Below are 24,660 nucleotides of genomic sequence, written 5' to 3'. Positions count from 1 at the left end.
ATAGCCCTTCTCACCCTAACCTCCTTGTTAAAGCTGTTGCCACCCAACTCCGCAGGGGTGCACAAATCAACTCTACTCGACCCTCCAGTCGAGACACAAAAACAGAGGAGCCTCGAAATGGACCCAATTCAATGGGAAATGTCGAGTTCTACCATCGTTCGCAAGTTGGACGAGGATGCACACCAAGTAACCTTCCCTCCCCCTCATCTCGATAAGGTGAAACAAGGCGAGCTGCTGAAGTTTCACGCTCATATTAATGTCGAACAAATGCCTGAGGGGCATCACCTAAAAAAAGCCACCATATTTTCCAACGTTCCTAATGGTGGAACATGGGAGCTTATCTGTGATGAAGGCACAGCCGTCGGCGGTAGAGGCAGCGCTCCATCTCCAATTATGTACTTCTCTGCAGGGCTAGCTCTTTGCATGATGTCTCACATCGAAATGCTGGCTAAACTTGGCGGGATCAAATTAAAAAGTGTAAGGCTAGAGCAAAAAACTGAGTTCTCAACCACTTTGAATTTTGGGGGTATCAAACCGGAAGAAGTCTTTGGCAAGGGGGATAGAGTGGAAATACATTTGATTGTTGAAAGTGATGAGCCAGAAGAAAAACTTGTAAAATTTATGCATTGTTGCCGACAGGCCTGTATGTCACTTCAAACCGTTTCCAGTGCTACACCTGTTGATACCCAGCTCTTTATCAATAGTAAAGCGATTGAGTTCAATTAAATACTCTGGAATGGCCTCACAGGCGAAGAGGCCATACCCTATTAGCGCTTGTTACTAATCGTTTTCTACATCTTCAATCCGGGCTTTAGATAGGGCAGAAGCGACAAGACCTGTCGGAATTGCAACCACCCCCAAACCAATCAAAAGCACAAAGAAAGTAAATATTCTCCCACCGAGAGTAACTGGATACATGTCACCATAACCCACAGTGGTTAAGGTTGTAACTGCCCACCACAAACTGTGAAAGATAGATTTAAATTGTTCCGGCTGAGCAGCGCTCTCAAAATAATAGATACCTACAGATGACAAATAAAGCAAGATCAGAGCTGTTACTCCAAACAATACCAGCTCCTCTTTAACCATACGAAATGCACGGCTAAATCGAGCAACTGCCTTACTGTAGCGCAACAGCTTTAAAACCCTAAACACTTGAAATAAGCGAACAATTCTAAGCGCCCTTAAATCCATTCCTGAAGCTATATAAAATGGCAAGAACGCCATAAGATCAATCAAACCATAAAAACTGAAGATAAAGCCCAGTCTATTTCTCGCCGCGTACACGCGACATATATATTCCAAAGTAAACACAATCACTGAGAACAATTCGAAGTGATCCAATACAGCTCTCTGTTCTGGTGTTAAATCAGGGATAGTACCCACAGAAAAAGAAATTAGCGATACAACTATCAGACACTGAATAAATATGGAAAAAAATCGCCCCTCTTTGCTCTCATAATTATCAACCAGCTTTCTAATACCCTGCTCCACACAATCACCCAGCTCGTATCATATTGAATATATACCGTATTTTAACACTACCTACTAATGTACATACATGTTTGGCTTTATCATTTTGTAAGTTATAAGCGATACACCAAACAATAAGAATCATGATTAGAGAGGCAATTTGCTTAATGGAGCTGAAACATGCCAATACCAAAAAGTCGGCCTAAACACTCTATTTCAGCTCCCAACAACGACCTCAAATGCTCTTTTTTTATACAGGCATACTTACAAAAATATCCCCAAAAAAGCCATCCAATGTACAGTATTTAGAACATCAAATGGCTCTTCCTTTGTATCTTTGTCAATAAAACTTTTACGCACTACGCCAGTATTACGAATTACTGGTTTGCCCGACTCAAAGACCAATGCTTTTGGTACATACAAAGTGCTATCCACCAAGTACACTTTACCCTGGAACTTGGAAGCCAATTCTTCCTGATGGCTATGACCTACCACAATATAGCTTACGTCAAAGTGCTCCATAGTGGCATTAACTAACTGCTGATCGGCCTCCGGATATTGATCCATCGCATAGGCATAGCCACGATATTGCATTGGAGAGTGGGGCCCAACTAACAGGCTATTATCTATCTTGGCCCCTGTTAAATAGGCTCTATGGGCACCATTAAATTCGCTGGTGCTCGGCCCCTGCTTGAGCACCTGAGGGCTTATACCTCCATGGGTAAAAAGTACTGATCCAAGCTTCAGCATTACATCTTTACTCCTTAGCCAAGCTCCTAAAACTGTATCTTCTGCCAAAGCTTGATCATATGGCCTCAACTGCTCTATAGCCCATAAGTGTTCAGCTTCTACAGATTTAATTCTATAAGTAAATGCATACTGTTCATGATTTCCTAGTAGAAAATGTACAGCTCCACCACTATTGGCCGCTTGCTCCTCAAGATGATAGATAAACCAGAGCAAATCATAAACATATCGCCCCCGGTCAAAGACATCACCTACAATCACTAATTGGCCTGAGCCATAAGACCATTTTTCATCGACATCAATAATACCCAGGTTTCTCGCCCAATTTTTAAAGAAGTCTAGATCTCCTTCCAAGTCACTCACCACAGCTATAGGGCTTATCCCATCATAGGGGACAAACTCAACTTCACCATCCCTCAAAGAATAAGTTCTTTGATCGCCCCCACATTCCAATACAATTTCCTTAGTAAGGAACGTCTGCTCTTTAACTTTATCGTCACAGAACCACCGTGAAATATAACCATCTGTGCTTTGAATGATCACCGGCCCCTGCATCCTTTCTAGAAGCGGGTTTTCAGCAATTCTACTCAAGTCGGCACGCCATCTAATAACCGAATCACCAATAGGAATCTTAATCCCTTGAAAGACTTGTCCTGTAGTTTTAATAACCTTACTACCACTTAGCAGGTAGGTTATACCTGCTACCCCAAAAATAAATATGACGAAAAATAAGGTGATAGCTCGCTTAACAACCGTTCCGACCACAAAAAAAACCTTTAACATAACCTGAATCAATTCGAACATTATCAAGACAAAGATTTTCTGAGTCAAAATCATTCAACTCATGGCAAAATTTAACCTGCACCTCAGTACAAATTAATTCGATAGAAACTCTCTACCAGCCAAATACAAGTCGAGTAAATTTGAAAAGAAAAATACTGTGAAAACAGCTAAAAATATGCGGTATTATGCCAAGCATAAATGAAATGGAGTTCAAAGCTATGCCGCTGCAAGATCAACTAAGTTCGCGTAATGCATTGAGAGAACTGAAAGCTGACCCGCAAACTGCACTACAAAATTATCGGTTGCAAGTCGGCCTCCAACCTGGACATCAAACGCAGCTGGCTCGAGTCCCATTCTCACTCAACTTGGGAAATATCAATATCGGCCCAGGTGCACCAAATAACGACAGTAGAATCTATATTCAGGCTCTCACAACCCCAACGCGAGGGCACAGTTCTGTGAATCGGTATACCGCACTATTACGGCCCAATACGGCAAATGCGGATTTTTGGGTAACCGAGCGTCAAACTGGCTGTAGCTTAATCATTCTTGACTGGGGTGGTGGTCAGCTCTCTATGGGACACTTGCAACCCCATCCCTTTAATAGTTACAACCAGGTAAATCAAACTATTATCAATAATACGCCTCTCAGCGTATTTGCCAGCACGCAGAGAAGCTACTTACGAACAGACGTCACTCAGCTAATCGATGCCTCTAAAGTTGGCGGCCTGGACCCTAATCGTTACATTTTGATTCAATCAAACTTTGCGGCCATTAATCTGCAAAATAAAAACGTAATAGGTGTTAAGGAAACGGGCCAGTGGAACTTTTACATGCAAACCAATGGTGTGAATAGAACTGTCCAGCAGCTCGTATGGACCGACTGGAGTTCCTACCTACCCTATTTTGCCTACTAATAATCAGGTTTCTAAAAAGGCCAGATTGGTTGAAAAGAGTATCAATCTGGCCAGTAGCAGGTCACACATAGCATGTACGGAAAAGGATACCTGTTTGGCATTGTTGCTGCGCTTGTCTTATGGCTACTGCTTAGATATGTCGACAAGCGCTACTACCAAGAGAAAAGAGAATTAAAAAGAAAGAAGCTTCAGGAAATTCAAAAGAACAAAAGAGATGATACGTAAAACCCTGCCATATTTGCTTTTAAGGCTGGATTAAATCCCTCTGCAAGCCCTCAACCAATGCCTGCCAAACTACCTCTACCGCTTTACTTCTTATAGACCTTCCCAAGCACACTAGATGGATCGGTTGCAACTCAGGGCTTCTCCATTGCTGAAAGATAGACATCAACTTGCCCTCCGCTAATTCCCTGCGCACCAGAAGAGGATCAATCATAACTATACCTTGACCCATTGTAGCTAATTCAACCAATGTACGGCCATCATCGACCACCATCGCCGGATCAATGGCAATGGTCTTTATTTCGTTACCTTCGTTAGAAAAGTGCCAGTGATCAATGGTTGTTGTTTGGTTACTAAACACTAAGCATTGATGCTGGCTTAAATCATCTGGAGAATTAGGCTCCCCCCAACTCGCCAAATAATCCGGGCTGGCAAACCACCCCCAACGCTTTTCACCTATTCGGCGCGCTACCAATGAAGAGTCCGGCAAGTGCCCCGTGCGAATGGCAATATCAACGCCTTCATCCAGTAAGTTCACAACCCTATCGCTTAAGTTCACTTGAAAAGTAATTTTTGGAAAACGTTGCTTTAGTAATGGTATGGATGGCAATAAGTACCGCTGCCCCATTAAGGTAGAACAACTTATCTTAACTCTACCAACAGCTTCATCCTGGTGGGAGAGGATCAGGTGTTCGGTATTGCTCATTAGCTGAGCCATAGTCTCCGTTGCTTCCAACAAAGCAGCACCGGCATCCGTAAGGCGCAATTGCCGCGTACTTCTATGCAATAGACGCTGATCAACAAACCCCTCCAGCTGTGCCAGCTTCTTGCTGACTGATGAGCGAGGTAAGCCCAGCTGATTAGCAGCCCCCTGAAAACTGCCTTGCTCAATGACTAACCGGAAGACGTACAAATGTCCCAAGTATTGATGTAGATGCTGCATTCTGCCTCATTGCTTCCAATTTAGAACCAAAGTGTTGCTATAATGGTGCCTTATTGATACCAATCTAACAACATATCCTCCTAAGCCTAATCTTGGCAACTGCCATTCATTGCACCATTACAATCGCAAGAGAGGATCTATGGGACACCAGCAGAGAACAAAAACCATCGCAATCACTGGTGGCACTGCCGGTATTGGACTCGCAACAGCTAAGCACTTTTTATCCGAGGGCTGGCAAGTCATCATCACGGGCCGAAACGCTGAAAAACTGGAACAAACAGCCGAGGATATCGCGGGCCTCTTTGGGAGTAGCGGCCAGCTGACATGCCACCTATGTGATAGTGGAAAACTCGACCAAATTGAGCAACTGGGAAAAAAATTACAAAACGATGAGGTTAAACTGGATGCCCTTATCTTGAATGCCGGTATTTTCAAGCCTGGGATATTTGAGGAAACCGATGAAGCCCTCTTCGATCACACTTTTGATATCAATGTGAAGGGACCTTTTTTCACGCTGCAAAAATTACTACCGGTGATGAATAACCCCTCCAGCGTGGTTTTGCTTTCAAGTATTGCCGTAGAGAAAACCTTTTCGGGAACTTCCGCTTATAGCGCGAGTAAGTCTGCCATTGAAGGTTATGCCCAGGTCCTGAATGCGGAGTTAGCGGTGAGAGGAATTCGTATAAATAGCATACGCCCCGGAATCACCCTGACCGAGATCCAGGAAAAAGCCGGCATGAGCCAATCAGACATTCAAAGTCTCGCAGAAAGTATGATGGTAACGCCACTGGGCCGGGCACTTGAGGTAGATGACATAGTGCCAGCAATCCACTACCTGGCCACAGATCACTCAGCCGGTATGCGAAATGCACACCTGAAGGTTGATGGGGGCTACTGCCTCTAACCGGCCTGAAAGTGCACAAGTGGGGGCCAAGCCCTCCACTTGTGCGAATGAGTACCTTTTGCCGAAGCTTTCTTGTAGTTCACCCCGGCACTCTTAAACACGGGAAATAAGCTACACTGCAAGCTCCAATGCAGCGCGATTACAATATGTAGCCCGCACAATCTCGCGGACCTCTACAGAAACCATCTCCACATCGGGTACGACTGCGCACAGTGCCTTGGCTAGTAAATGAGCCAAGTTTTGTCGCTGCTCAATACTTCTACCAGAAAGCAGACTGCATTCCAGGTGTACAAACGGTGCTGGTTCAGGTCCAACCAGATAGTGCTCGACAGGTAACAAACGAACTTTAATATCCCCCGACTCAAACAGTGCAGACTGATCTGCAGCGGCATGGATAGAAGTCAGTAAGCTATCAACATCTACCGACTCAAGTAGGTTAGAAGGACACTGGATAACACAGTGAGGCATAAATACTCCCAGGTGAATTTTGAAAGAAAAGCTACATGACCGGAGCGGGTAGTGTATCCGCTGGCAGCAAGCGATTAATGCTCCAATTCAAGATATGGGACACCCAAAGTCCGTCGTCATCCACATAGATCCCATGTACAAAGCCAAATTGCTTCTGTCCCCGCCCAGGCTGGCCCTGATAGCGCATCTTGAGATCACCAGACAGGTCGTACTGTCGCACTTCCTCGGCCCGCGCATCTGTCATCCACAAAGCATCACCTTTAAGAAACAGGACATAGGGGTAACCTATTCCACTCCATTGAGTTAAATATTTACCCTTTGAATCAAAGATCTGTACCCGGCGATTTTCACGATCGGCAATATATAACTGCCCCTCAGAATCAATCACAATGGAGTGAGGGAAATTAAACTCTCCAGGGGCCTCCCCCTGACCACCCCAGGTGGTTACCAAAAGGCCATTCTTATCCAGCTTTACGATGCGGCTGTTGCCCTTATCCACCACATAAATAAATCCATTTCTATCCACCGCAACATCTTGGGGCTGATCGAACAGCACCAAGTTGTAGTCGCGATCAAACCAGCCTTCACTGGCTGCACCTCGCTTCCCCAATACCATGGCTACTTCGCCATCAGGTGCAAATTTCAATACCAGGTGCGTGGCAGTATCGGTAGTCCAAATATTGCCCTTATGGTCTATACGAAGACCATGCGGATTTTCAAACAGTCCCGCACCGATTTCGCGAACAAAGCGCCGCTGTCCATCGAACTCCAACAGCGAATGAGACCCTCGGTGAAATACAACAAAGTGGCCATTCTCCCTGCGGACCACCCCCGCAACCTCCCCAAAGTGCCAACCCACTGGCAACTTAAAATCACCCCCCTTGACGTGAAATGGCTGGCTGTTTGGCGGTGCCTCGGCCAGCGTAAAGGCGCTGGGAACCAAAATCAGGCATAGCAATACAATCACTCTCATCAGAAACCCTTCTTAACTTGTCGATCTGCCAAGATATTGTGACTTTTTCCTATAAATGCGTTAATAGCATAATTTTGATATTCACTTTTTCCTGCCAGGAAATTATTGGAGGTTCCTTTGGACCGGTTCCACTTAATTCAGGTGTTTACTACGGTGGCGCGATTGGGGTCATTTACCCGTGCCGCCCGGGAATTGGGGTCCACGGTGTCCGCTGTGAGCAAGGCCATCCAACAGCTTGAGCAGCGACTGGGTACTCGGCTAATTCACCGTACTACCCGATCCCAAAGCCTTACGGATGCGGGGCGGGACTACCTGGAAACCACAGAGCGCGTCCTTAATGATCTTAGGGAAGTGGAAGAGCGCCTAACCAGCTCCAAGGGGCAGCCCTCTGGATTGTTGCGGATTACCGCCCCAACGGCTCTGGGGCAGTTCTGGCTGGCACCTAGGCTACCGAAGTTTACAACTGAGCACCCAGATATCCGTTTGGATCTGATTCTGGATGATCAGCTTCGGGACCTTACCGGTGAAGGGTTTGACCTGGCATTGCGCTCCCAACCTGCACAGCCCCAATCAACGCTCTACTCTCATCAAATCGGCCGGCACGATCGGCTCCTGGTAGCATCTCCTGAATACCTGGCAAGGATTAAGTCTTTTTCCTCCCCCGACCAACTCAATAAATTCCAACTACTGTGTTACAAGTACAGCCGCGATCCACTTTCCTGGACTTTTCAAAAGGGGCAAGAATCGATCACGATTGCCCCCAAGCCCTACTTTTCCAGTAATAACTACTATTCCCTCTACCAAGCAGCCCTGTCTGGCGCCGGTATAGCTTGCCTTTACGATTATTTGGTAGAGCGGGATATGACGGCGGGTAACTTGGTCCAGGTTCTGCCGGATTGGCAGCAATCAAGCAGGCCACTTTTTGCGGTGTATCAGCAGAGAAGGGCCGCCTCCGCCAAGCTGGATGCCTTTTGGAGGTTTCTGGAGGAATGTTTTGAGAACAACGCCTGCTGACACTCCTGTAGCATAGGCGTTTGTGTATTTAGTTGGCGCTGGGGGGGCGAACCATTTCATTGGCAAGTACAGGAACCCCGCTGTAGGTAGTTTGCAGCTCCCTGGTCACCACAAAACCATATTTGCGATACAGGTTTTTCACCGGGTCATTGGTCTTGGCAACCTGCAGATGTACAGAGCCACTGATTTCCCCTAACAGGTACTCCAGCAATTCCCGCCCTATCCCCTGACCTCTAAACGATGGATGCACAAACAGTGCACGAATCTCATTCTTATACCGTGCACCATAGCCAAGAACATCACCTTTATTGTACACATAAATATCCGACTCCATCAGCTGGGCCAAACGTTTTTGATCTTTATCCAGCGGCAGCAGATTGAAACTCCGGTTTTCAAACCGTAGCTCATCAAGTTTTGAACGGGCATATATATCCAGCACACGTGGATAGTCATTTTTATTGTATTTTCTAATCATTTTGAGAGTGAATCTGTACAAAAGAAGGCAAGTTCAAATTTATCTTCCTGATTATCAATTGAAGTAAAGGGGACAACAAGGACTATTCGCTACTTATTCCGTGACGTACATGAAACATTCGACTACTTAAACCAACTCCGAAACCCTATATTGGATACTCGTACAAGTGCGCTAATTAAGAATTGATGAATAATTCTTCCCGGAGCTCAAAGTATTACCACTGCTTTCTCTTAATCTTCCTTCTTCTACCAATCATTCCAGCTGCTTTTTCACTTCAACAATCAAGATTATCTGGGTGCTTTAGGTCGTAGAAGCGGCGATATCTTCAGGTAATCGATCTAGCGGCTCCTGAATTCGCTCAGTTAAGCCAAAGTCCTTGAGAATGCCATAAAGGGCTGGCAGGACTAACAGAATCAAAACGGTTGAACTACTTATCCCAAATACAATACTGGTCACCAGTGGAATCAGTATCTGGGCTTGAAGGCTGGTTTCGAACATCAGTGGCAACAAGCCGGCCACTGTTGTCAGTGAGGTAAGGAAAATAGCCCTGAACCGGTCGCGACTGGCTTGACTCGCCGCCGAGTGAACGTCCATTCCCTTTCGAACACGAAACTTCACAAACTCTACTAACAGGATTGAATCATTCACCACAATTCCAGTGAGAGAGACAAATCCCATCATGCTGGGCATCGTCATATTCTGCCCCATAATAATATGTCCCCAGACTACACCTATTAAAGCCAGGGGAATCGCCATCATCACAATTACAGGTTCGGTATAACTACGAAATTGAAGCGAGAGTATTAAATAGATTCCTATTGCCCCGATCAACAAGGCCTTACCCATCGATAGACCTGTAATGAGACTATTCTCAATCTCTCCCTTCATGGTTACCCTTAGGCCCGGAAATTCCTGCTCCAATGGTGCAAAAAAGTTCTGTTGGGTATCCAGCAGAATTTCACTGGCATTGGCCCTCTCTGTAAAAACATCTGCAAAGACCGTAACAACACGCTCACCATTTATTCTCTGGATACGCGCATAGTCCCGGTGCATTTCAATATCGGCAATTGCCATCAAGGGTACACGCTGCCTTGTTTCAGGGTGGATAATGACAAGCTCGTCAAATCGTGACAGCGCACTGCGAGATGGCTCATCCATTCGAACACGAATTTCGTAAGTCTCTCCCTGATACTGCACTTCATCAATCTCTGTGCCCTGATAGGCAGCTCTCAGTTGAGTGGCCACAACACTGGCATCAATACCAGAAGCATAAACCCCCTCCCGCATTCGGACCGTCAGCTGTGGCTTACCAGGACGCAGGTCATCCAGTACATTCACCACTCCTTCGTAACTGCGCAGCCAGTTTTGTAGACGTATAGATATTCCTTTTAGCTGATCAATATCCAGCCCGGCCAAGCGAAGGTAAATAGCTCGTCCAGCTGGACCAGGCGATGGCTCCTTATACAAAATCGCGATCGCACCAGGTATATCGCCAGCAGCCTTACTCCAGGCCTGACGTAACTCACTGATACTTGTATGGCGAACCTCTGCAGCCAGTAGGTCGACATTTATTGTGGCTACATGAGCTCCACTCTCAAAAGCATCGCCATTCACACCGTAAGTAACACTAATGTGCTCGATAAGTGGCGCTACCTCTTTCCCTGAGAGGTTTCCAGCAGCTAAATACAGGGCCTTCTTCTGATACGCCACCAGATTTTCCATTTCTACGAGGGAGGTTCCTTGGGGCATTAGAATTCGGGCCTGTAGTAAATCTCCCTCCAATGTAGGAAACCCTTGGAATTTAACTAACCCCGCAGGAAGAAGACTCACCGTAACAAAAAATAGTCCCACTACGCCGCCGACAAAAGCATATCTGTATTCCACCGCTTTATCAGCGACACGCCCGACATACTCTCTCCACAACTCAAATCGCTCAGCAAAAGCGACTTTCCAGGCTGATGGGTTTTCCTTGTACGAAAGGGCATGACGCAAATGGGCGGGGAGAATAAGAAAGGCTTCAATCAGGCTAACCACTAGTACAGAGATCAAAACAACTGGCAAAACTTTGAGGACCTGCCCCATGTCCCCTTTGATAAAAGCTAATCCAGAAAAAACGATCACGGTAGTAACAAATGAGGAGATAACCCCCCTTGCAACACGCTTGGTTCCGATAACCACCGCCTGAAGAGGTGTACGGCCATCCCGGTATTCGGTGGCGATACTTTCCGAAAGCACAATGGCATCATCCATCAAGATGCCAATTGCAATCAGCAGCCCCACCAAGCTGATCATATTGATAGATATACCCAAAGCAGTAATCACAGCAAAGGCGCCGAGAAATGAAACGGGCAGGCCCATAACTACCCAAAACACATATCGCCCGCTAAAAAACAAATAAAGGGTCAGCGCAACAAGAATAAGCCCTTGCCAGGCGTTGGTAATAATCATCCTTAAACGATCAGCAACAATTGAAGCGCTATCCTGAGTAAGAATCAACCGCATTTCTTCCGGCAAACGGGCATTTTCCGCCTGGACAAATTCGCGAACCGCTTCCAACACCCTCAAACTGTCATCCACGCTGTTTTTCTGAACAACAAGCAATGCGGCTCGCTGCCCATCAAAAGTGATTTTGTCCTCCTCCTTTTCAAAATTGTCGTAGATAGTGGCAATATCGCCCAAGCGCACCTCTGCGCCAGCCATTCCTTTTACAACAATAAGTTCTTCAAGCTCAGCTGCGGTACGCCGCTTTTCGGTAAAACGAACCTGATACTCCCGATCAGGTGCAGTTACCTTACCGGCGGGCATATCAATTGCCTGCTTATCGATAATTGCGGCAAGATCGGCAACACTCAGTCCATACTGTCGCAAATTGTAATCTGAAATTTCCACTTGCAATTGATGGTCTGAAAAACCGGAAATTTTGACAATGGGCACCAATGGATGACGAAGTAACTCTCGGCGATAGTGCTCGGCCAATTGGTTGAGCTGGATCAAAGGCAAATCTGCGCTTAGGGCAACACTCACCACCGGCTGAGTACGTCCCAGCTCTTCTATTACTGGCCTTTCGCTCTCAGCAGGAAGGGAGTCTATCGCATCTACTGCAGATTCAATGTCGGCAAGAAACTGCCCCATATCACCTGCTTCCTGCATTTTCAGTTTCATCACGCCAAGATTGTCTGCAGCTTCACAACGGCGCTCATCAATAAATGGGATGCCATCCGTTGCCTCTTCGAGGGGGAGACAGATACTGTCTTCGACCTCAGCGGTAGCTGCACCAGGATAAAATACTGAGACTTGTACTTCGAACTTGTCGATTTCCGGCATAGTCTCTCGCTTCATCGTCGGCAATACGAAAAAGCCAGCCAGCATTAAACCCACCATAAGCAAATTGGCAGCAGTTGGGTGGATCGCAAAAAAGCGAATCACTCGCCAATTTCCTCTGCTGCCACGGCCAGGTCTGAAACTCCCTTTTTGACATCGATGACAGATACTGCCGTCCCGCTGATTGCCGGGATAACATCAGTAGTTATCACCTGATCTCCAGGCACCAAGCCAGAGCGAACAACAGCTAGATCACCCTGGTAGTAGTCCACCGTTATGGTGCGAATCTTCAATTGATTATTTTCAGCCAAGTAGACCCGCCCTTCATGCATGGCTCTGCGAGGGATAACCAAAGCTGGCGAAGGAGGTGCAATAAGCTTAATCCGGGCATACATACCACGAAATAGGGGCGGCCGGCCCTCGGCTACTATATTTCGATAAGGGTTATCCACTGCAACCACTACGGAGAGAGTTCTGCTTGTGGTATCCATGGTACCTCCAACTCTCACTACCCTGCCCCGCCATTCCACCGGTTTAATACCACCTACCAATCCAACCCTGGCCTCCAATCCCAATAAGGCATCTGAGAAGTCGTCAGGCGAGAGAGTTTGATCACTGGGAGATTCAATACTCCGAAAAAGAGGCACTAATTGAGCCATCGTCAGTTCGGCTGAAACTTCCACCTGATCCATACCATAAGCGACAAAAAGCGGTGTCCCATGGGCAACAGACTGGCCAGCCTCCACATAGACATCACCGATCCGCACGTTATAGGGCAGGCTTATCCGGGTTCGCGATAACTGGTAGCGACTTTCACCAAGCAGCGCTTCAGCACGACTTATCTGGGCCTTTATCACCTGCCTACGAGTGGGAAATAGGGAGAGATTACCCTTTTGAAGTTCAACTTCTTGTCGCAACTTCAATACCCGTTGCTCCTCCGCATCAGCCGCTGAGCGAGAAACAATCCCCTTAACCGCCAACTGCTCTTTTCGCTGTAATTCCTGTTCTCCTAATTCCAGTGTCCTCTGAGCTATTTCCAACGAACGCTGGCTATTAGCCTTTTCAACCTCCAGTTCTTGCAGTTTTGCGCGATAAACAGCCAGGTCACTCTCCGCTTGAGCAACGGCCAATTGATAGCTGGTTTCGTCAATATTTAGGATTGGTGCCCCGGCAGATATTATTGCGCCAGGTTCCAAATCAGCCGACACTGAAACCACACGACCACCAACTTCAGAATTTGCCTCAAGGATAAGGCTCGGCATCACCTCTCCAAAAGCAACAGTTTCAGCTCGAATAGGCATTCGCTTCACTTCGATGGCTTCCACCAGCAGCTCCGGGGCTTGCCCTTCGTATCTTTGTGGTTTCTGTCGACTGGCCACCAGCGACATAGCCATTAAAATTCCACCAAGTATCAAAACGGGTAGCATTCGACGACGCTTTAGTAAGGCTTTAATTGCGCTACTTGTCATAGTTTTACCCATAAAGAACTGGCCGAACCAGACCTTAAAAAGCCTAGTGCCTCTAAAACCCAGCAGTTAAATACTCTATTAAAGTTCGCAGAACGCACAACACCTTATAAAGCTTAAAGTAGTTACTCAATATATTTATTTACCATGTAATCTGCGCCAACTCATATCAATCGACTATCAATATTGAATTCAATCCCACTTCGATTCGCTCCCCCCTTAAATTCACTGAACTATGCTTGGGCTACCAAATTCCGACCTAACTGACAGTGGGACAAAAATGGCGAACAATCACAAAGAGACATCAAAAGCGATACTGGAATTGTGGGGGGACAACTTCCCCGACAAAGCGACAGATTATTTATCACCGGATTATAAAAATCACCAAATGCCCTATGCTGGCGGTTCCACGTCGGTTTTATCGATAAAAGACTGTCTGGATTTAGTCGCTGAATTTCACCAGGGATTCTCCAACACAAAATTAGAAATTCTGGTACAAGTTGCCGAGGGTGATTATGTTTGTACCCGCTGGAGGATTACCGCCACCCATACGGGTAAATTCCTACAGTATGACGCAACAGGAAAAACCAGCAGTTGGACTGGTGTACATACCGATAGATATAAAGATGGAAAAATGGTGGAAAGCTGGGTGGACTGGGATAAATACACTTTCCTGGAGCAATTAGGTTTAGTTGAATAGCCGATCACGAACCAGTCAAAGGTAGCCTGCACAACGCTACCTTTGACAAATAACAATATATCAATCTTTCTGTATCTATTTACGATAACATCTCTATGGCAAAAGTTTTATTGACTGGCTTTGAGCCCTTTGGTAACACACCGATAAATCCAGCTGAGTCAGTTATGCGTATGCTGGACGGAACACGAATAGCCAATGGTGATATTCATGGTCTTTTGATACCCAACAACTTCTTTGAAAGCATTGAAGTTGTCACGGATGCTATTGAAGAAATAGAACCGCAATTAGTGGTGATGTTAGGAGAGTACAGTGGCCGTGCAATCATTACGGCTGAGAGAATTGCACAAAATTATAATGATTCCACCAGATATAATTTGAAAGATAACCGGGGAGTTGAAATGCAGGGTGAGCCGACTGTACAAAATGGTCCTGTCGCTTATCACAGCACACTCCCTATCCGCGCAATGGTTATGGCAATGCGCAATATTGGTGTTCCTGCCGACATTTCTGATACTGCGGGTACTTTTTGTTGCAACCATATGATGTATGGCGCGCTTCACTATATCGCGACTAATCAACTAAATATCCCCGCCGGCTGGATACACCTTCCTCAGCTACCCCAGATTGCCGCACTACCCGAAAATATCGGTAATCCCAGCATGTCAAAAGAAACTGCCGCCCTTGGGATACAGGCCGCCATTGAAGCCGCACTAGCTAATCCGCGGGACACTGACGATCCGATCCCTTCTCACTTACAAATCTAATCAAATTGAACTGTTTAGTAAGGTCATATTCTCCCTACTAGTAATTTTTATGCAATCAACATACAAAGAAGGAAATATCAACGAGATAATTCAAGGTGCCAAGTAGATCAATAAATGCTCTTACCGCACAAAAAAAGGCCATATCGACACTATAAAACAACCCCTTCTGGTGCTACTAATTTATAGCAACATCATCACTATATTTATCCCCTCCAGACAGACCCGACATCACAGCTACTGTGCCAGTCCAAAGAGTATTTCTACAGAAGAGACAATCAATGTCATTAAAGTGATGCCCCTTTTTCGCCAAGGTATCCAAAACCCACTTCAGGTTTACAGCTGCCATAAACTGTCTATTTCTTATGGTCAGAATACTGGGCGGCTGAAAGGACTGAATGCTATTTGCCTTGGCAACCATTCCGATATTATTAGCATTCTGAATTCTGCGTCTTCGACTATCGCTATCATTGTGAGACATAATCGCATTAATCGAAGTATAAGTTTCATTGTTAGTATTGTGTCTATTAGTAGCGCTACTGGTATACTTCGTCAGGATGTAGTTAAAACAAGTATCATTTAAACCTAAATCTTCAACAGAATTGGCCCCCCGATCATAAAACCTCCCAAGCCCAGGATCATTCACACTGAATTTATCACGCGAGTAAAAATGCAGGTTAACATTGTGCTCTATTTTGAAACTGGATGTGGTTCTGCGATACCCGTGAGCAGTTACAATTAACCGGTTTGTTGTCATTCCACGAGGAGTCCACAACCAAGCACGACCATCAAGATCTACACACTGATAGTTCCCTGCCACCGCCACTTCAGAATCATCAAAGGTATGCCAAAGTGCTGTTGCCTTATTACCAAAATAGTCCTTTAAAGCACTTTTGACATTACTGAAAAACTCCTTTGCAGGCATAAACCCTCCCCAGCTCTCAAAGCCTAAGTTAACAAATAGAATTATCTCGAGAAAAATCGTATTCCACTCAACAACCGAAGTAAATGTTTAAAATATGCGATTTTTTAATCAAAAATAGCTTTCAATAGCTACAGGAAATATGATCCGGAGCCTATCAGGCAAACCATTAGATACTCACTCTTCAGGAGCAGGAAGCAAAGAGTCGACAGTTAATATAAGTAATTTCGCGGGATCTGTTTTGGAGGGATTAATCGTACAATGCCCCTGCTGGTCAATAGCTATACCATTAACAGGCGTATCTCCCCCAAAATGAACATCTCCAGGCCTATATGTCACCTCAACACCGTCCCGAGTTGTCGTACGCCAACAGCCAGATAATGTAATAACCCACTGAGGGTTCGGAGTAGAGTGAAAATCGCTTTTCCACCCAGGAGGCAAAATTGCAAACTCACTTCGAATAACTTTAGGCAAATCACGATAGTGATATTCGGGCACAGGATTGGAGTATTGAATCAATTCAAAATCTGAAAAATGTCCTACAGTGGTTCTTGACCTTCCTCTTTTATCATACCAAAGATGATAAAAATCTTGGCGAACGATTTCTTTTTGCACTACGAGTATCTCACCTCATCAGCAAAAGCTAAAAATTGCCTCATCGATAAATCACTAATTATCCATAGGTTACACCTAGTTTCAGACAATCCAGATCACCTACTTAGAAACTGTAACACCGAAGAATTTGTCTTCCTCAAATATTGATCTACAGACCACTTTCTGCCACCAGTTAACACAAAAGATAAGCAAATAAAAGCCCAAAAAAGAGGGTATTCCCACCCACCATAAACGGTTTGTATATTTCCACTAATATCTATACCACTGACATGACTTGCCCATGAAAAACCTGCGAGATAATGCCGCCCTTCAAATAATGCAATCATCAAATAAAGAGCAGTCCCAACAGCGGCAAACCGCGTAAACAAACCGAAAGTAAATCCAACAAATGCAGAGAACGCACAAATACCAGAGATAATCACCATAGAGGATGAGTATCCAATCCCCTCAAAATAATGAACAACAAAATTGTAAGCGTCTGCGCCCAACAGACCAAACTTCTCAGCAAAATGATGGGTAAAATTGAGCCCGATATAAATTCGAATCAAGGCCAACTGTAAATCAGCTGCAGTCTCATAGCTTTCGTGCGTGCTCTGCTTCATATAACACTTCCTTAACACACAACTCAACCACAGCCATACCTTCCTTTTTAAGAGATATCATAAAAGGGTTTACAGTCATCTATAATAATAGGCCAAGCCCACCCCGTTGAACCGCAAAAATTGCCTAATTCGCAACACCATATATATTATTGCGGTAAACCAGGTTTACCTAAATGACAAAAGAGGCACTTCAAAGAATGCCCCAAACCTATTCTTCGGAGGAGGCCAGCAATTCATTGATGCATTTACACCGTAAATCCAATCTCACCGGCCTTTCTCTGAGTAAAGCCGCCCTATAAAAGCTGTAGGAAAAAGCTACTGCTCAAACACAGTGGATTTTATAGTAATTAGAGCCGTACCCATAAATATCAAAGCAACTCCACTCACAGCGTATACGTCAAACTTTTGCTGCCAAATAACCACAGAAGCTGCACAAACAAGAGCAATACCGACGCCTGACCAGATGGCATAAGTCATTCCCACATTCATATTTTTTAGTACAAACGCAAGAAATAGACTCGCCAGAGAATAAAAAAAGATAGAGGCCATTCCCAGCCACCACTTTTCCCAACCGTTGGAAGCCTTAAGTAGTAGGGTAGCTGTAACTTCGGTAATGATTGCAAAAAATAAAAACAAATAGGTCAAGTTCTACTCCATTAGAATTTATTGTAGTCAAATCACTTGATCAGCTAGATACTATCAAATTTATGACGAATAGCGCTATTGGAAAATAGCGGGGATTCTGCTATTTACTATGCGGCTGTACGAAATACAATGCTGGACTTTACAGTCAACAGTCAGCCCTCTGGCTACCCAAGATAACTCATGTCTTCCCATTGACAAATCAGCAATATAAAGAAGAGCTAGATTTCAGCCCCGACAACTACCTAGCCTATCGATACCAATAGATCTAATTGTAGTATTACAGCTGTTTCTTATACTCCTCCAGAAAAAAACGTGACTAATTTTACACTCATATTGGCCCCATACCTGCGATTACTGACTTGTTGAAAAATACTCAATATATGCAAATATTTATTAAACAGAGGAGTGCGGACCAAATAACATCTACCTCACGTAGCAGGCAAGTTGCATCGAGCAACAACTAAACGATATTTGGGATATAGGATTGAAATATCGTGAAACCGATACTTGGTATAATTTTTGTGGTTACACCCTATATCGCCAATGACGTACCCCTTTTTAGACCTGTGTTACTACAGGCATACAATCACGATAATTACAAATTTCTCGATTTAGCGTTTAGAGCGCAAAACACTTTTCTACCAAGCTATCGACAGAGCAGTATTCTTAGCACCTACCAGCTGAAAATCGAATCTTCTATTTTTATTGGAAGGGCGGTAGATAAAATACCCCCCCTACTTCACAAGGGTATTGAAGAAACTAAGTAGTATGGTCTCAAAATGCACTGGAATTGGTTGCTCAGAAGTTGGCTGCTCAAAATATCGCAGAAAGTCCTACAGAGATTTGAGGCATTACGAACATCAAATCCTTCCACAAATTTCATTACACATAATGATTGCTTCACAGGCAATCCATGTTCAAGCCCCTTACAGGCAATCTCGGATATCGAGGCAGACCATCAGCAACAAATGAATGCACAACAGAGCGGCGATACTTATGCGCAACATTATAGTCCGTTCCGTAACGGGAAACTCTGACGAGGCCTGGTCTGATTGGCGCTGGCAAATGCGCAATCGCATCAGCACATTGGATGGCCTAAAGCGATGGATCAATGTTTCTACTTCTGAATCTGACGCTATCCAACAGCTAAAAGGAATCTATCGGTGGAGTATTACACCCTACTACGCCTCCTTAATGGACCCTGATGACCCTAATTGTCCAATTAGATTGCAGGCAGTTCCTTCTCCAGAGGAAACCATCGTACCCGACAGTGCAGACATTGACCCTGTAGGTGATCAGTATTTTCGTAAAACCAACCGCGTCGTACATAAGTACCCAGATCGCGTCATCTTTCTGGTAACGTCTGTTTGCCCTGTTTATTGCCGTCATTGCACAAGGAAATTTCACACCACAACGGTGGGCCCGGAAAGTTATTTTGAACAAGGCGAAGCAACCAGCTGGGATGAGGATATTGCTTACATAGAATCACATCCACAGATTCGCGATGTATTACTCACCGGCGGCGACCCACTGATGTATTCCAACGACCGCTTGGCCAAACTATTGGAGAAGCTGAGAGCAATAAATCATGTGGAAATTATTCGTATTGGCTCACGCTTTCCCGTACTGGCCCCCCAACGTATCACCGACGAATTGTGCGAAATGCTCGCATCATTTCATCCAGTGTGGCTGAACACACACTTTAATCACCCCAAAGAAGTCACAGAAGAAGCCGCCGCTGCATGCGACCGCTTGTTGAGGGCAGGCATTCCGGTAGGAAATCAAACAGTGCTTTTAAAAGGCGTGAACAATTCACCGGATGTTATGCGCCAATTGATGCTCGCTCTGGTAAAAATACGAGTCAGGCCCTACTACCTCTATCACTGCGATAATGTGGTCGGTGTCTCTCACTTTATGACAAGCTTGAAGGAAGGACAGGCAATTTATGAGTCATTGCAGGGGCACATCACGGGTTTTGCGGTCCCTCAATATGTACTCACTACCGAGCTGGGCAAAAACCCGGTCATGCCCTACGAATATGTAAAACAAGGCGATATCGAAGGCGAATGGCACATTCGAAATTTCAGAGGGCAAACGGGTATATATCTGGAGTAACAAAGTGCTAACTACCAGAGAAGGTAATCATAAGTCAAAAATTTATTGCGCTGATGCCTTTTTGGATGTTCCTGAGATATCCAAAATACCAAGTGTTTGGCAACGGTAGTATGCACCGCAATATATCGCAGAATTTTTCAGAACCCAGGATATCTATAGATGACTGCTTATAGCTGATTCCACAATACGGTTGATCATGGCTCCATACTGAATACCCGCCAATTCACACATCACGGGCAGTTCAGAAACTTCAGGCCGCAAACCGGGTAGGACATTGACCTCCATAACCATGGGGGCCCCCTGTGCATCATAGCGAATATCAACTCGACCACCATCACGACACTCAAGTACTCCCCAAGTCTTCTGCGCAATTGCTCGGACCTTTAGCGCCTGATCATCGTCAACAAGCCGGCCGGGGAAAGCTCCATCATACTTGTAATACACAGGTTCATCGCCCAATAACTTTTCCATCACGCCAATGCACTCGGCAGTTGCACCCGTCCCCAAAAAGCCCACAGTAAACTCTCGGCCAGGTAGGAACGTTTCAACCAGTACTGGCTGATTAAATCGACTCAAAAGGTATTCACAGCGGTTTTTCAAAGCTGTCTTGTCGATAACTTTGGACTCAGGCGATACCCCCTTACTGGTTCCCTCCCTGAGCGGCTTTGTCATCAAAGGGTATTCAAGCTCCACTCGATTGACATCTGTAACGCTTCGAACAACTGTAAACTGTGCCGTTGGTATACCCATATCCCGCAATATGCGTTTGGTCATCTCCTTATTAAGAGTCACTGTGTTGGCAAATGGATCAGAAAATGTGTACGGTATCTTCCAGGCGTCTAACAAAGCGGGAACCTGTGCTTCGCGCCCCGTTCCATACATCCCCTCAGCAACATTGAACACTAGATCCCAGCTGTTACCTTCAACCAGTTGCTGCGCCAACCTGTGAATATTGCCGACCCGTTCGATATGGTGGCCTGCGCAGGTAAGCGCATCGTGAATCGCATCTATCGTCTCCAGGTGATCAAGTTCAGCGACATCCTCTTCACTAAACCCCATCCCGAGATAATCATCACGAAGGTCGTAGACTATACCGATACGCATCAATCATGCTCCGCTGCCACTACACAATCTATCGAATGCCGGACTGGAATATTAGCTACGCAACTGGTTTTCACTTTAACGCCCCCCAGCCCCTACTCGGAAAACTGAACGTAAAAAAGAAGTTAATGACCTTCATTAGTCCTGAGTTTTGGATAGGGTTGCACTCGAAGGTACTTGCGAAGTGACCATTATTAAAGATAACTAACCAAATGCCGTATTGCCCGTAGAGCTAATTAGCACAAAAGCTATCACGCAAGGTTCTTCACCTCGATTGACCCAATTATGAACTGTCCCCCGCTGGACAAGTGTATCTCCCGCAGACAGCTTCACAACAACCTCATCTCCCATTTCCATCTCGATACTCCCAGACATCACCACCGCATAATCAATGCTGTCAGTTTGGTGAGATCGTGGCGTAACTCCCGGCCCAAATTCTACGACCTTAAAAACCGAGCCTCCCGGAATCGTAGTTCCATCAAATTTTCTCCCGCCGTTGTCTCTACCATCTTCACAAAGCTCTACGGGCAAGTCCTGGGTAGTCCATAACTGCTGCTGAACCATATGAGGCCGCCAACTACTGGTATGCAAACCCTGATCATCTATGAACACTACTGGCTTTCCCTCTGGGTCGTGCCCTGTTACAACTCGCCGGACATTCACACTCATCGCACTCTCCTCTCTCCTGGGCAGCAACCATCTAGTTACGGGAGAATATAGTTCAGCCAGCAGCTAGCCAGCTTACCGGACAGTGCTGGTATCACCGATGTTGCGAAATCACTATAATCGCGCCCATGTCTGAGTTACCTATTAACAGTATCCTCCCCGAACTGCTCCAGGCCTTGAGAGGGCATAGTAATGTCGTGCTCCAGGCGCCCCCCGGAGCGGGTAAAACGACCGCCGTACCACTGGCATTAATAGATGAGCCTTGGTTGAGCGGAAAGAATATTATTATGCTGGAGCCGCGACGTTTGGCCGCTAGAACGGCAGCGGCGCGCATGGCTAACCAGCTGGGTGAGAAAGTTGGTGATACCGTTGGATTTCAGGTCCGGGGCGAGCGGAAGTCAAGCAAGAAGACTCGCATCCTGGTTGTAACCGAGGGAATTCTCACACGCCTCTTACAGGCCGACCCTGAATTGGCATCCAGCGCTCTGGTCATATTCGATGAATTTCATGAGCGCAGTCTGCAAGCCGACCTCTCCCTCGCCTTATGTCTTCAGTCCCAGGAGTATCTTCGCGAGGATTTAAAGGTTCTGGTGATGTCTGCCACCTTGGATACCAGCGGCATCTCCTCACTACTAAATAACGCACCCATCATATCCAGTGAAGGACGCAGCTATCCCGTCAATATTGAGTACTTGAACCAACGAGAAGAGCCCGAGGACAAACGACAAATCCCGGCTTTGATGGCAAATAAAGTTGTCGCATCCTTAGGTAAACAAGAAGGTAGTGTTCTCGCCTTCCTTCCTGGTGTCGCCGAAATCAAACAGGTTGAGAGCTTATTGGAGGAGCGACTATCTGAGGAAACCGAAAAGGGCCGCATTATTATTGCACCGCTTTTTGGGGATCTGAGCCGTGAGCAGCAGGATCAGGCGATAGCACCAGCGGCACCAGGCACGAGAAAAATCGTACTGGCTACAAATGTGGCCGAGACGAGCCTGACGATTGAGGGCATCCGAATAGTTATCGATTCAGGATTAATGCGCGAATCGCGATTTAATCCCAACTGCGGCATGAATCGTTTGGTGACAAGCTCGATTTCCCAGGCCTCCGCTACCCAGCGCACAGGGCGCGCCGGGCGCCTCAGCGCCGGCTACTGTCTGCGACTCTGGAGTGAGGACCGGCAGCGGTCATTGAGCGCCAAAAATACAGCGGAAATCACCCGCAGTGACCTGGCTCCCCTGGCACTTGAATTAGCCAAATGGGGGGTTACCGATGTCAGCGAGCTCAACTGGCTCGACACGCCACCCCCAGGACCTATGGCCCAGGCCCAACAGCTCTTGCAGCAACTGGGGGCACTGGATGACAAACTGCGTATTACCCCTCACGGGAATACCATGCTGGCCTTTGGCGCCCACCCTCGCCTCGCACATATGTTAGTTGCCAGTATCGGCTGGGGATTGCAGGAACAGGCCTGCCTGCTGGCAGCGCTACTATCTGAACGGGATATTTTCCGTGGCGAAGCACGATGGGATAGGGACATTAGCAAACGGATTCAGGCTCTGCAGTCCCAAGGCAACGATCGGCGGGTAGATCGCGGTACTGCTCACAGAATACGCCAGCAGTCTAAAACCTGGCTCTCTCAATTAAAGAAATTTGAGTCAAGTTCAAGTCCTGCACCACAGAGTATCGATCACTCCGATGAAACTGGTGCCCTGCTTGGACTCGCCTACCCAGACCGTATTGCGAAATCGCGCAGTGATACCGGCCGCCGGTTTCTACTCTCCAGTGGCCGAGGCGCACATTTCTCCCATGATGACGCCCTAGCTTTAAGCGAATACCTGGTCATTGCCGAACTGGATGGCCAGGGCCGAGATGCAAGTATCCAGCTGGCAGCAGAGATTTCCCTGCCCGCTTTGAAGTCGCATTTCGCCGCCCAGATCAAAGAAGAGATTTCAGTTCGCTGGGACGAGACTACCGGCCGCGCTGTCGCCCTACAGCAAACGCAATTGGGGGCGCTGGTTTTACACCAGCGGCCTGCAGCAGATATTCCCCCGGAGACCCTCAGTCGCGCATTATTAGAAGCCGTACGAAAGAAAGGTCTCTCCTCCCTCCCCTGGAACACAGAAGCTAACCAGTTACGTTTTCGAGTGGAATTTTTACGCCAAAGTGAAGAGTGCGGGGATTTTCTCGGCGATACTCGAGTACCAAACTGGAGTGATGAGGCTCTATTGGAGACTATGGAGGATTGGCTACTACCTCATTTGCAGGGGTTCAGCAAACTTGAGCAGCTAGGGCAGCTTGACTTGCAAAGCATCTTGCGCGGACAGCTTGAGTGGGACCTGCAACAAAAACTCGATGACTTGGCCCCCAGTCACTACCTGGTTCCCAGTGGCTCCCGGATAAGAATCGACTACGGAGAAACCCCACCTGTTTTGGCTGTGCGCCTGCAGGAGCTATTTGGATTGGCACAAACTCCAACAATTCTAAAAAACCGCTATCCATTGATGATTCATTTGCTCTCTCCGGCACGGCGCCCCGTTCAAATTACCCGTGACCTGGTGAATTTCTGGGCCAATACTTACCAAGAGGTAAAGAAGGAGTTGCGTATCAAATACCAGAAACACTATTGGCCCGATGATCCCCTGACGGCTGAGGCTACTACTAAAACGAAGAAGAGAATGGATATGGGACGGTAGTTCTTTTTTTAGATTTACTGCCCCTGGGCAGCAAAATTATCTTCTGGGCGGCGGTTAAGTTAACATTCAGCAACAACCGGATAGCATAAGCTGCCGCAAGGGATAGGAACTCGCGCCAATAGAGATAGTCTGAA

22 protein-coding genes are annotated in these 24,660 nt (G+C 46.3%); 8 read left to right on the top strand and 14 right to left on the bottom strand.

Going from position 1 to position 24,660, the window contains the following annotated elements:
* The first annotated feature begins 117 nt into the window (after positions 1-117).
* Complete coding sequence (locus ACJJIY_RS14945; protein ID WP_445358205.1) at positions 118-726, top strand: OsmC-related (seleno)protein; 609 nt, start codon at positions 118-120, stop codon at positions 724-726.
* A 54-nt stretch (positions 727-780) separates the two neighbouring features.
* On the opposite strand, the gene ACJJIY_RS14940 is transcribed toward ACJJIY_RS14945, so the two are convergent.
* Both ACJJIY_RS14940 and ACJJIY_RS14935 read right to left on the bottom strand, forming a co-directional pair.
* Positions 781-1,494 carry an ion transporter gene (locus tag ACJJIY_RS14940; RefSeq protein ID WP_444933001.1) on the bottom strand — a complete coding sequence of 238 codons (714 nt, stop codon included), beginning with the start codon at positions 1,492-1,494 and terminating at the stop codon, positions 781-783.
* Positions 1,495-1,737: 243 nt separating this feature from the next.
* On the bottom strand, positions 1,738-3,057 hold the full coding sequence (locus ACJJIY_RS14935) for a metallophosphoesterase (RefSeq protein WP_445358204.1): 1,320 nt from the start codon (positions 3,055-3,057) through the stop codon (positions 1,738-1,740).
* A gap of 164 nt (positions 3,058-3,221) precedes the next feature.
* On the opposite strand from ACJJIY_RS14935, the gene ACJJIY_RS14930 reads away from it, so the two are divergent.
* On the top strand, positions 3,222-3,920 hold the full coding sequence (locus tag ACJJIY_RS14930; RefSeq protein WP_445358203.1) for a hypothetical protein: 699 nt from the start codon (positions 3,222-3,224) through the stop codon (positions 3,918-3,920).
* 244 nt (positions 3,921-4,164) lie between these two features.
* On the opposite strand, the gene ACJJIY_RS14925 is transcribed toward ACJJIY_RS14930, so the two are convergent.
* Positions 4,165-5,085, bottom strand: coding sequence for a LysR family transcriptional regulator (locus tag ACJJIY_RS14925; RefSeq protein WP_445358202.1), 921 nt, complete (start codon positions 5,083-5,085; stop codon positions 4,165-4,167).
* 139 nt (positions 5,086-5,224) lie between these two features.
* On the opposite strand from ACJJIY_RS14925, the gene ACJJIY_RS14920 reads away from it, so the two are divergent.
* A complete protein-coding gene (locus ACJJIY_RS14920) occupies positions 5,225-5,989 on the top strand; it encodes an SDR family NAD(P)-dependent oxidoreductase (protein ID WP_445358201.1) in 765 nt (254 codons plus the stop codon).
* A 111-nt stretch (positions 5,990-6,100) separates the two neighbouring features.
* Here ACJJIY_RS14920 and ACJJIY_RS14915 read toward each other — a convergent pair whose 3' ends face one another.
* On the bottom strand, positions 6,101-6,457 hold the full coding sequence (locus tag ACJJIY_RS14915; RefSeq protein ID WP_445358200.1) for a 5-carboxymethyl-2-hydroxymuconate Delta-isomerase: 357 nt from the start codon (positions 6,455-6,457) through the stop codon (positions 6,101-6,103).
* 31 nt (positions 6,458-6,488) lie between these two features.
* Complete coding sequence (locus ACJJIY_RS14910) at positions 6,489-7,430, bottom strand: peptidyl-alpha-hydroxyglycine alpha-amidating lyase family protein (protein WP_445358199.1); 942 nt, start codon at positions 7,428-7,430, stop codon at positions 6,489-6,491.
* A gap of 117 nt (positions 7,431-7,547) precedes the next feature.
* Between ACJJIY_RS14910 and ACJJIY_RS14905 the strand changes: the two genes are divergently transcribed.
* Positions 7,548-8,444, top strand: a complete 897-nt coding sequence (locus ACJJIY_RS14905) for a LysR family transcriptional regulator (RefSeq protein ID WP_282933124.1) — start codon at positions 7,548-7,550, stop codon at positions 8,442-8,444.
* Between the two features lie 28 nt (positions 8,445-8,472).
* On the opposite strand, the gene ACJJIY_RS14900 is transcribed toward ACJJIY_RS14905, so the two are convergent.
* From ACJJIY_RS14900 to ACJJIY_RS14890, 3 genes are all read right to left on the bottom strand, one after another.
* The gene (locus ACJJIY_RS14900; protein ID WP_445358198.1) at positions 8,473-8,919 is read right to left on the bottom strand and encodes a GNAT family N-acetyltransferase; all 447 of its coding nucleotides are present in this window, start codon (positions 8,917-8,919) and stop codon (positions 8,473-8,475) included.
* A gap of 300 nt (positions 8,920-9,219) precedes the next feature.
* Complete coding sequence (locus ACJJIY_RS14895) at positions 9,220-12,345, bottom strand: efflux RND transporter permease subunit (RefSeq protein WP_445358197.1); 3,126 nt, start codon at positions 12,343-12,345, stop codon at positions 9,220-9,222.
* The gene (locus ACJJIY_RS14890; protein ID WP_445358196.1) at positions 12,342-13,709 is read right to left on the bottom strand and encodes an efflux RND transporter periplasmic adaptor subunit; all 1,368 of its coding nucleotides are present in this window, start codon (positions 13,707-13,709) and stop codon (positions 12,342-12,344) included. Before ACJJIY_RS14890 ends, ACJJIY_RS14895 begins: the two co-directional genes overlap by 4 nt.
* 277 nt (positions 13,710-13,986) lie before the next feature.
* Here ACJJIY_RS14890 and ACJJIY_RS14885 point away from each other — a divergent pair, with 277 nt between their 5' ends.
* A complete protein-coding gene (locus tag ACJJIY_RS14885; RefSeq protein ID WP_282933128.1) occupies positions 13,987-14,406 on the top strand; it encodes an ester cyclase in 420 nt (139 codons plus the stop codon).
* 95 nt (positions 14,407-14,501) lie between these two features.
* On the top strand, positions 14,502-15,170 hold the full coding sequence (gene pcp / locus ACJJIY_RS14880) for a pyroglutamyl-peptidase I (protein ID WP_444941958.1): 669 nt from the start codon (positions 14,502-14,504) through the stop codon (positions 15,168-15,170).
* 175 nt (positions 15,171-15,345) lie between these two features.
* Here the strand turns inward: pcp and ACJJIY_RS14875 are convergent, their stop codons facing one another.
* The 4 genes from ACJJIY_RS14875 to ACJJIY_RS14860 all read right to left on the bottom strand — a co-directional run bounded on the left by ACJJIY_RS14875 (position 15,346) and on the right by ACJJIY_RS14860 (position 17,951).
* On the bottom strand, positions 15,346-16,092 hold the full coding sequence (locus ACJJIY_RS14875) for a putative adhesin (protein WP_444905511.1): 747 nt from the start codon (positions 16,090-16,092) through the stop codon (positions 15,346-15,348).
* A 174-nt stretch (positions 16,093-16,266) separates the two neighbouring features.
* On the bottom strand, positions 16,267-16,704 hold the full coding sequence (locus ACJJIY_RS14870) for a cupin domain-containing protein (RefSeq protein WP_444905512.1): 438 nt from the start codon (positions 16,702-16,704) through the stop codon (positions 16,267-16,269).
* Positions 16,705-16,799: 95 nt separating this feature from the next.
* Entirely contained in the window at positions 16,800-17,306 is a 507-nt protein-coding gene (locus ACJJIY_RS14865) for a DoxX family protein (protein ID WP_444905513.1), read from the bottom strand.
* A gap of 315 nt (positions 17,307-17,621) precedes the next feature.
* Positions 17,622-17,951, bottom strand: coding sequence for a DMT family transporter (locus tag ACJJIY_RS14860; RefSeq protein ID WP_413665519.1), 330 nt, complete (start codon positions 17,949-17,951; stop codon positions 17,622-17,624).
* Positions 17,952-18,947: 996 nt separating this feature from the next.
* On the opposite strand from ACJJIY_RS14860, the gene ACJJIY_RS14855 reads away from it, so the two are divergent.
* Positions 18,948-20,066 carry a KamA family radical SAM protein gene (locus tag ACJJIY_RS14855; protein WP_445358195.1) on the top strand — a complete coding sequence of 373 codons (1,119 nt, stop codon included), beginning with the start codon at positions 18,948-18,950 and terminating at the stop codon, positions 20,064-20,066.
* A 153-nt stretch (positions 20,067-20,219) separates the two neighbouring features.
* Here ACJJIY_RS14855 and ACJJIY_RS14850 read toward each other — a convergent pair whose 3' ends face one another.
* Both ACJJIY_RS14850 and ACJJIY_RS14845 read right to left on the bottom strand, forming a co-directional pair.
* Complete coding sequence (locus ACJJIY_RS14850; protein WP_445358194.1) at positions 20,220-21,170, bottom strand: D-alanine--D-alanine ligase family protein; 951 nt, start codon at positions 21,168-21,170, stop codon at positions 20,220-20,222.
* A 201-nt stretch (positions 21,171-21,371) separates the two neighbouring features.
* The gene (locus ACJJIY_RS14845; RefSeq protein ID WP_445358193.1) at positions 21,372-21,836 is read right to left on the bottom strand and encodes a cupin domain-containing protein; all 465 of its coding nucleotides are present in this window, start codon (positions 21,834-21,836) and stop codon (positions 21,372-21,374) included.
* 125 nt (positions 21,837-21,961) lie between these two features.
* Here ACJJIY_RS14845 and hrpB point away from each other — a divergent pair, with 125 nt between their 5' ends.
* On the top strand, positions 21,962-24,526 hold the full coding sequence (gene hrpB, locus ACJJIY_RS14840; protein WP_445358192.1) for an ATP-dependent helicase HrpB: 2,565 nt from the start codon (positions 21,962-21,964) through the stop codon (positions 24,524-24,526).
* Positions 24,527-24,660: the final 134 nt, after the last annotated feature.

The organism is Microbulbifer maximicatervae (SeqCode) (assembly GCF_052468155.1).
Note: the sequence above shows the minus strand (reverse complement) of the source record. Positions and strands in the feature narration are given on the sequence as shown.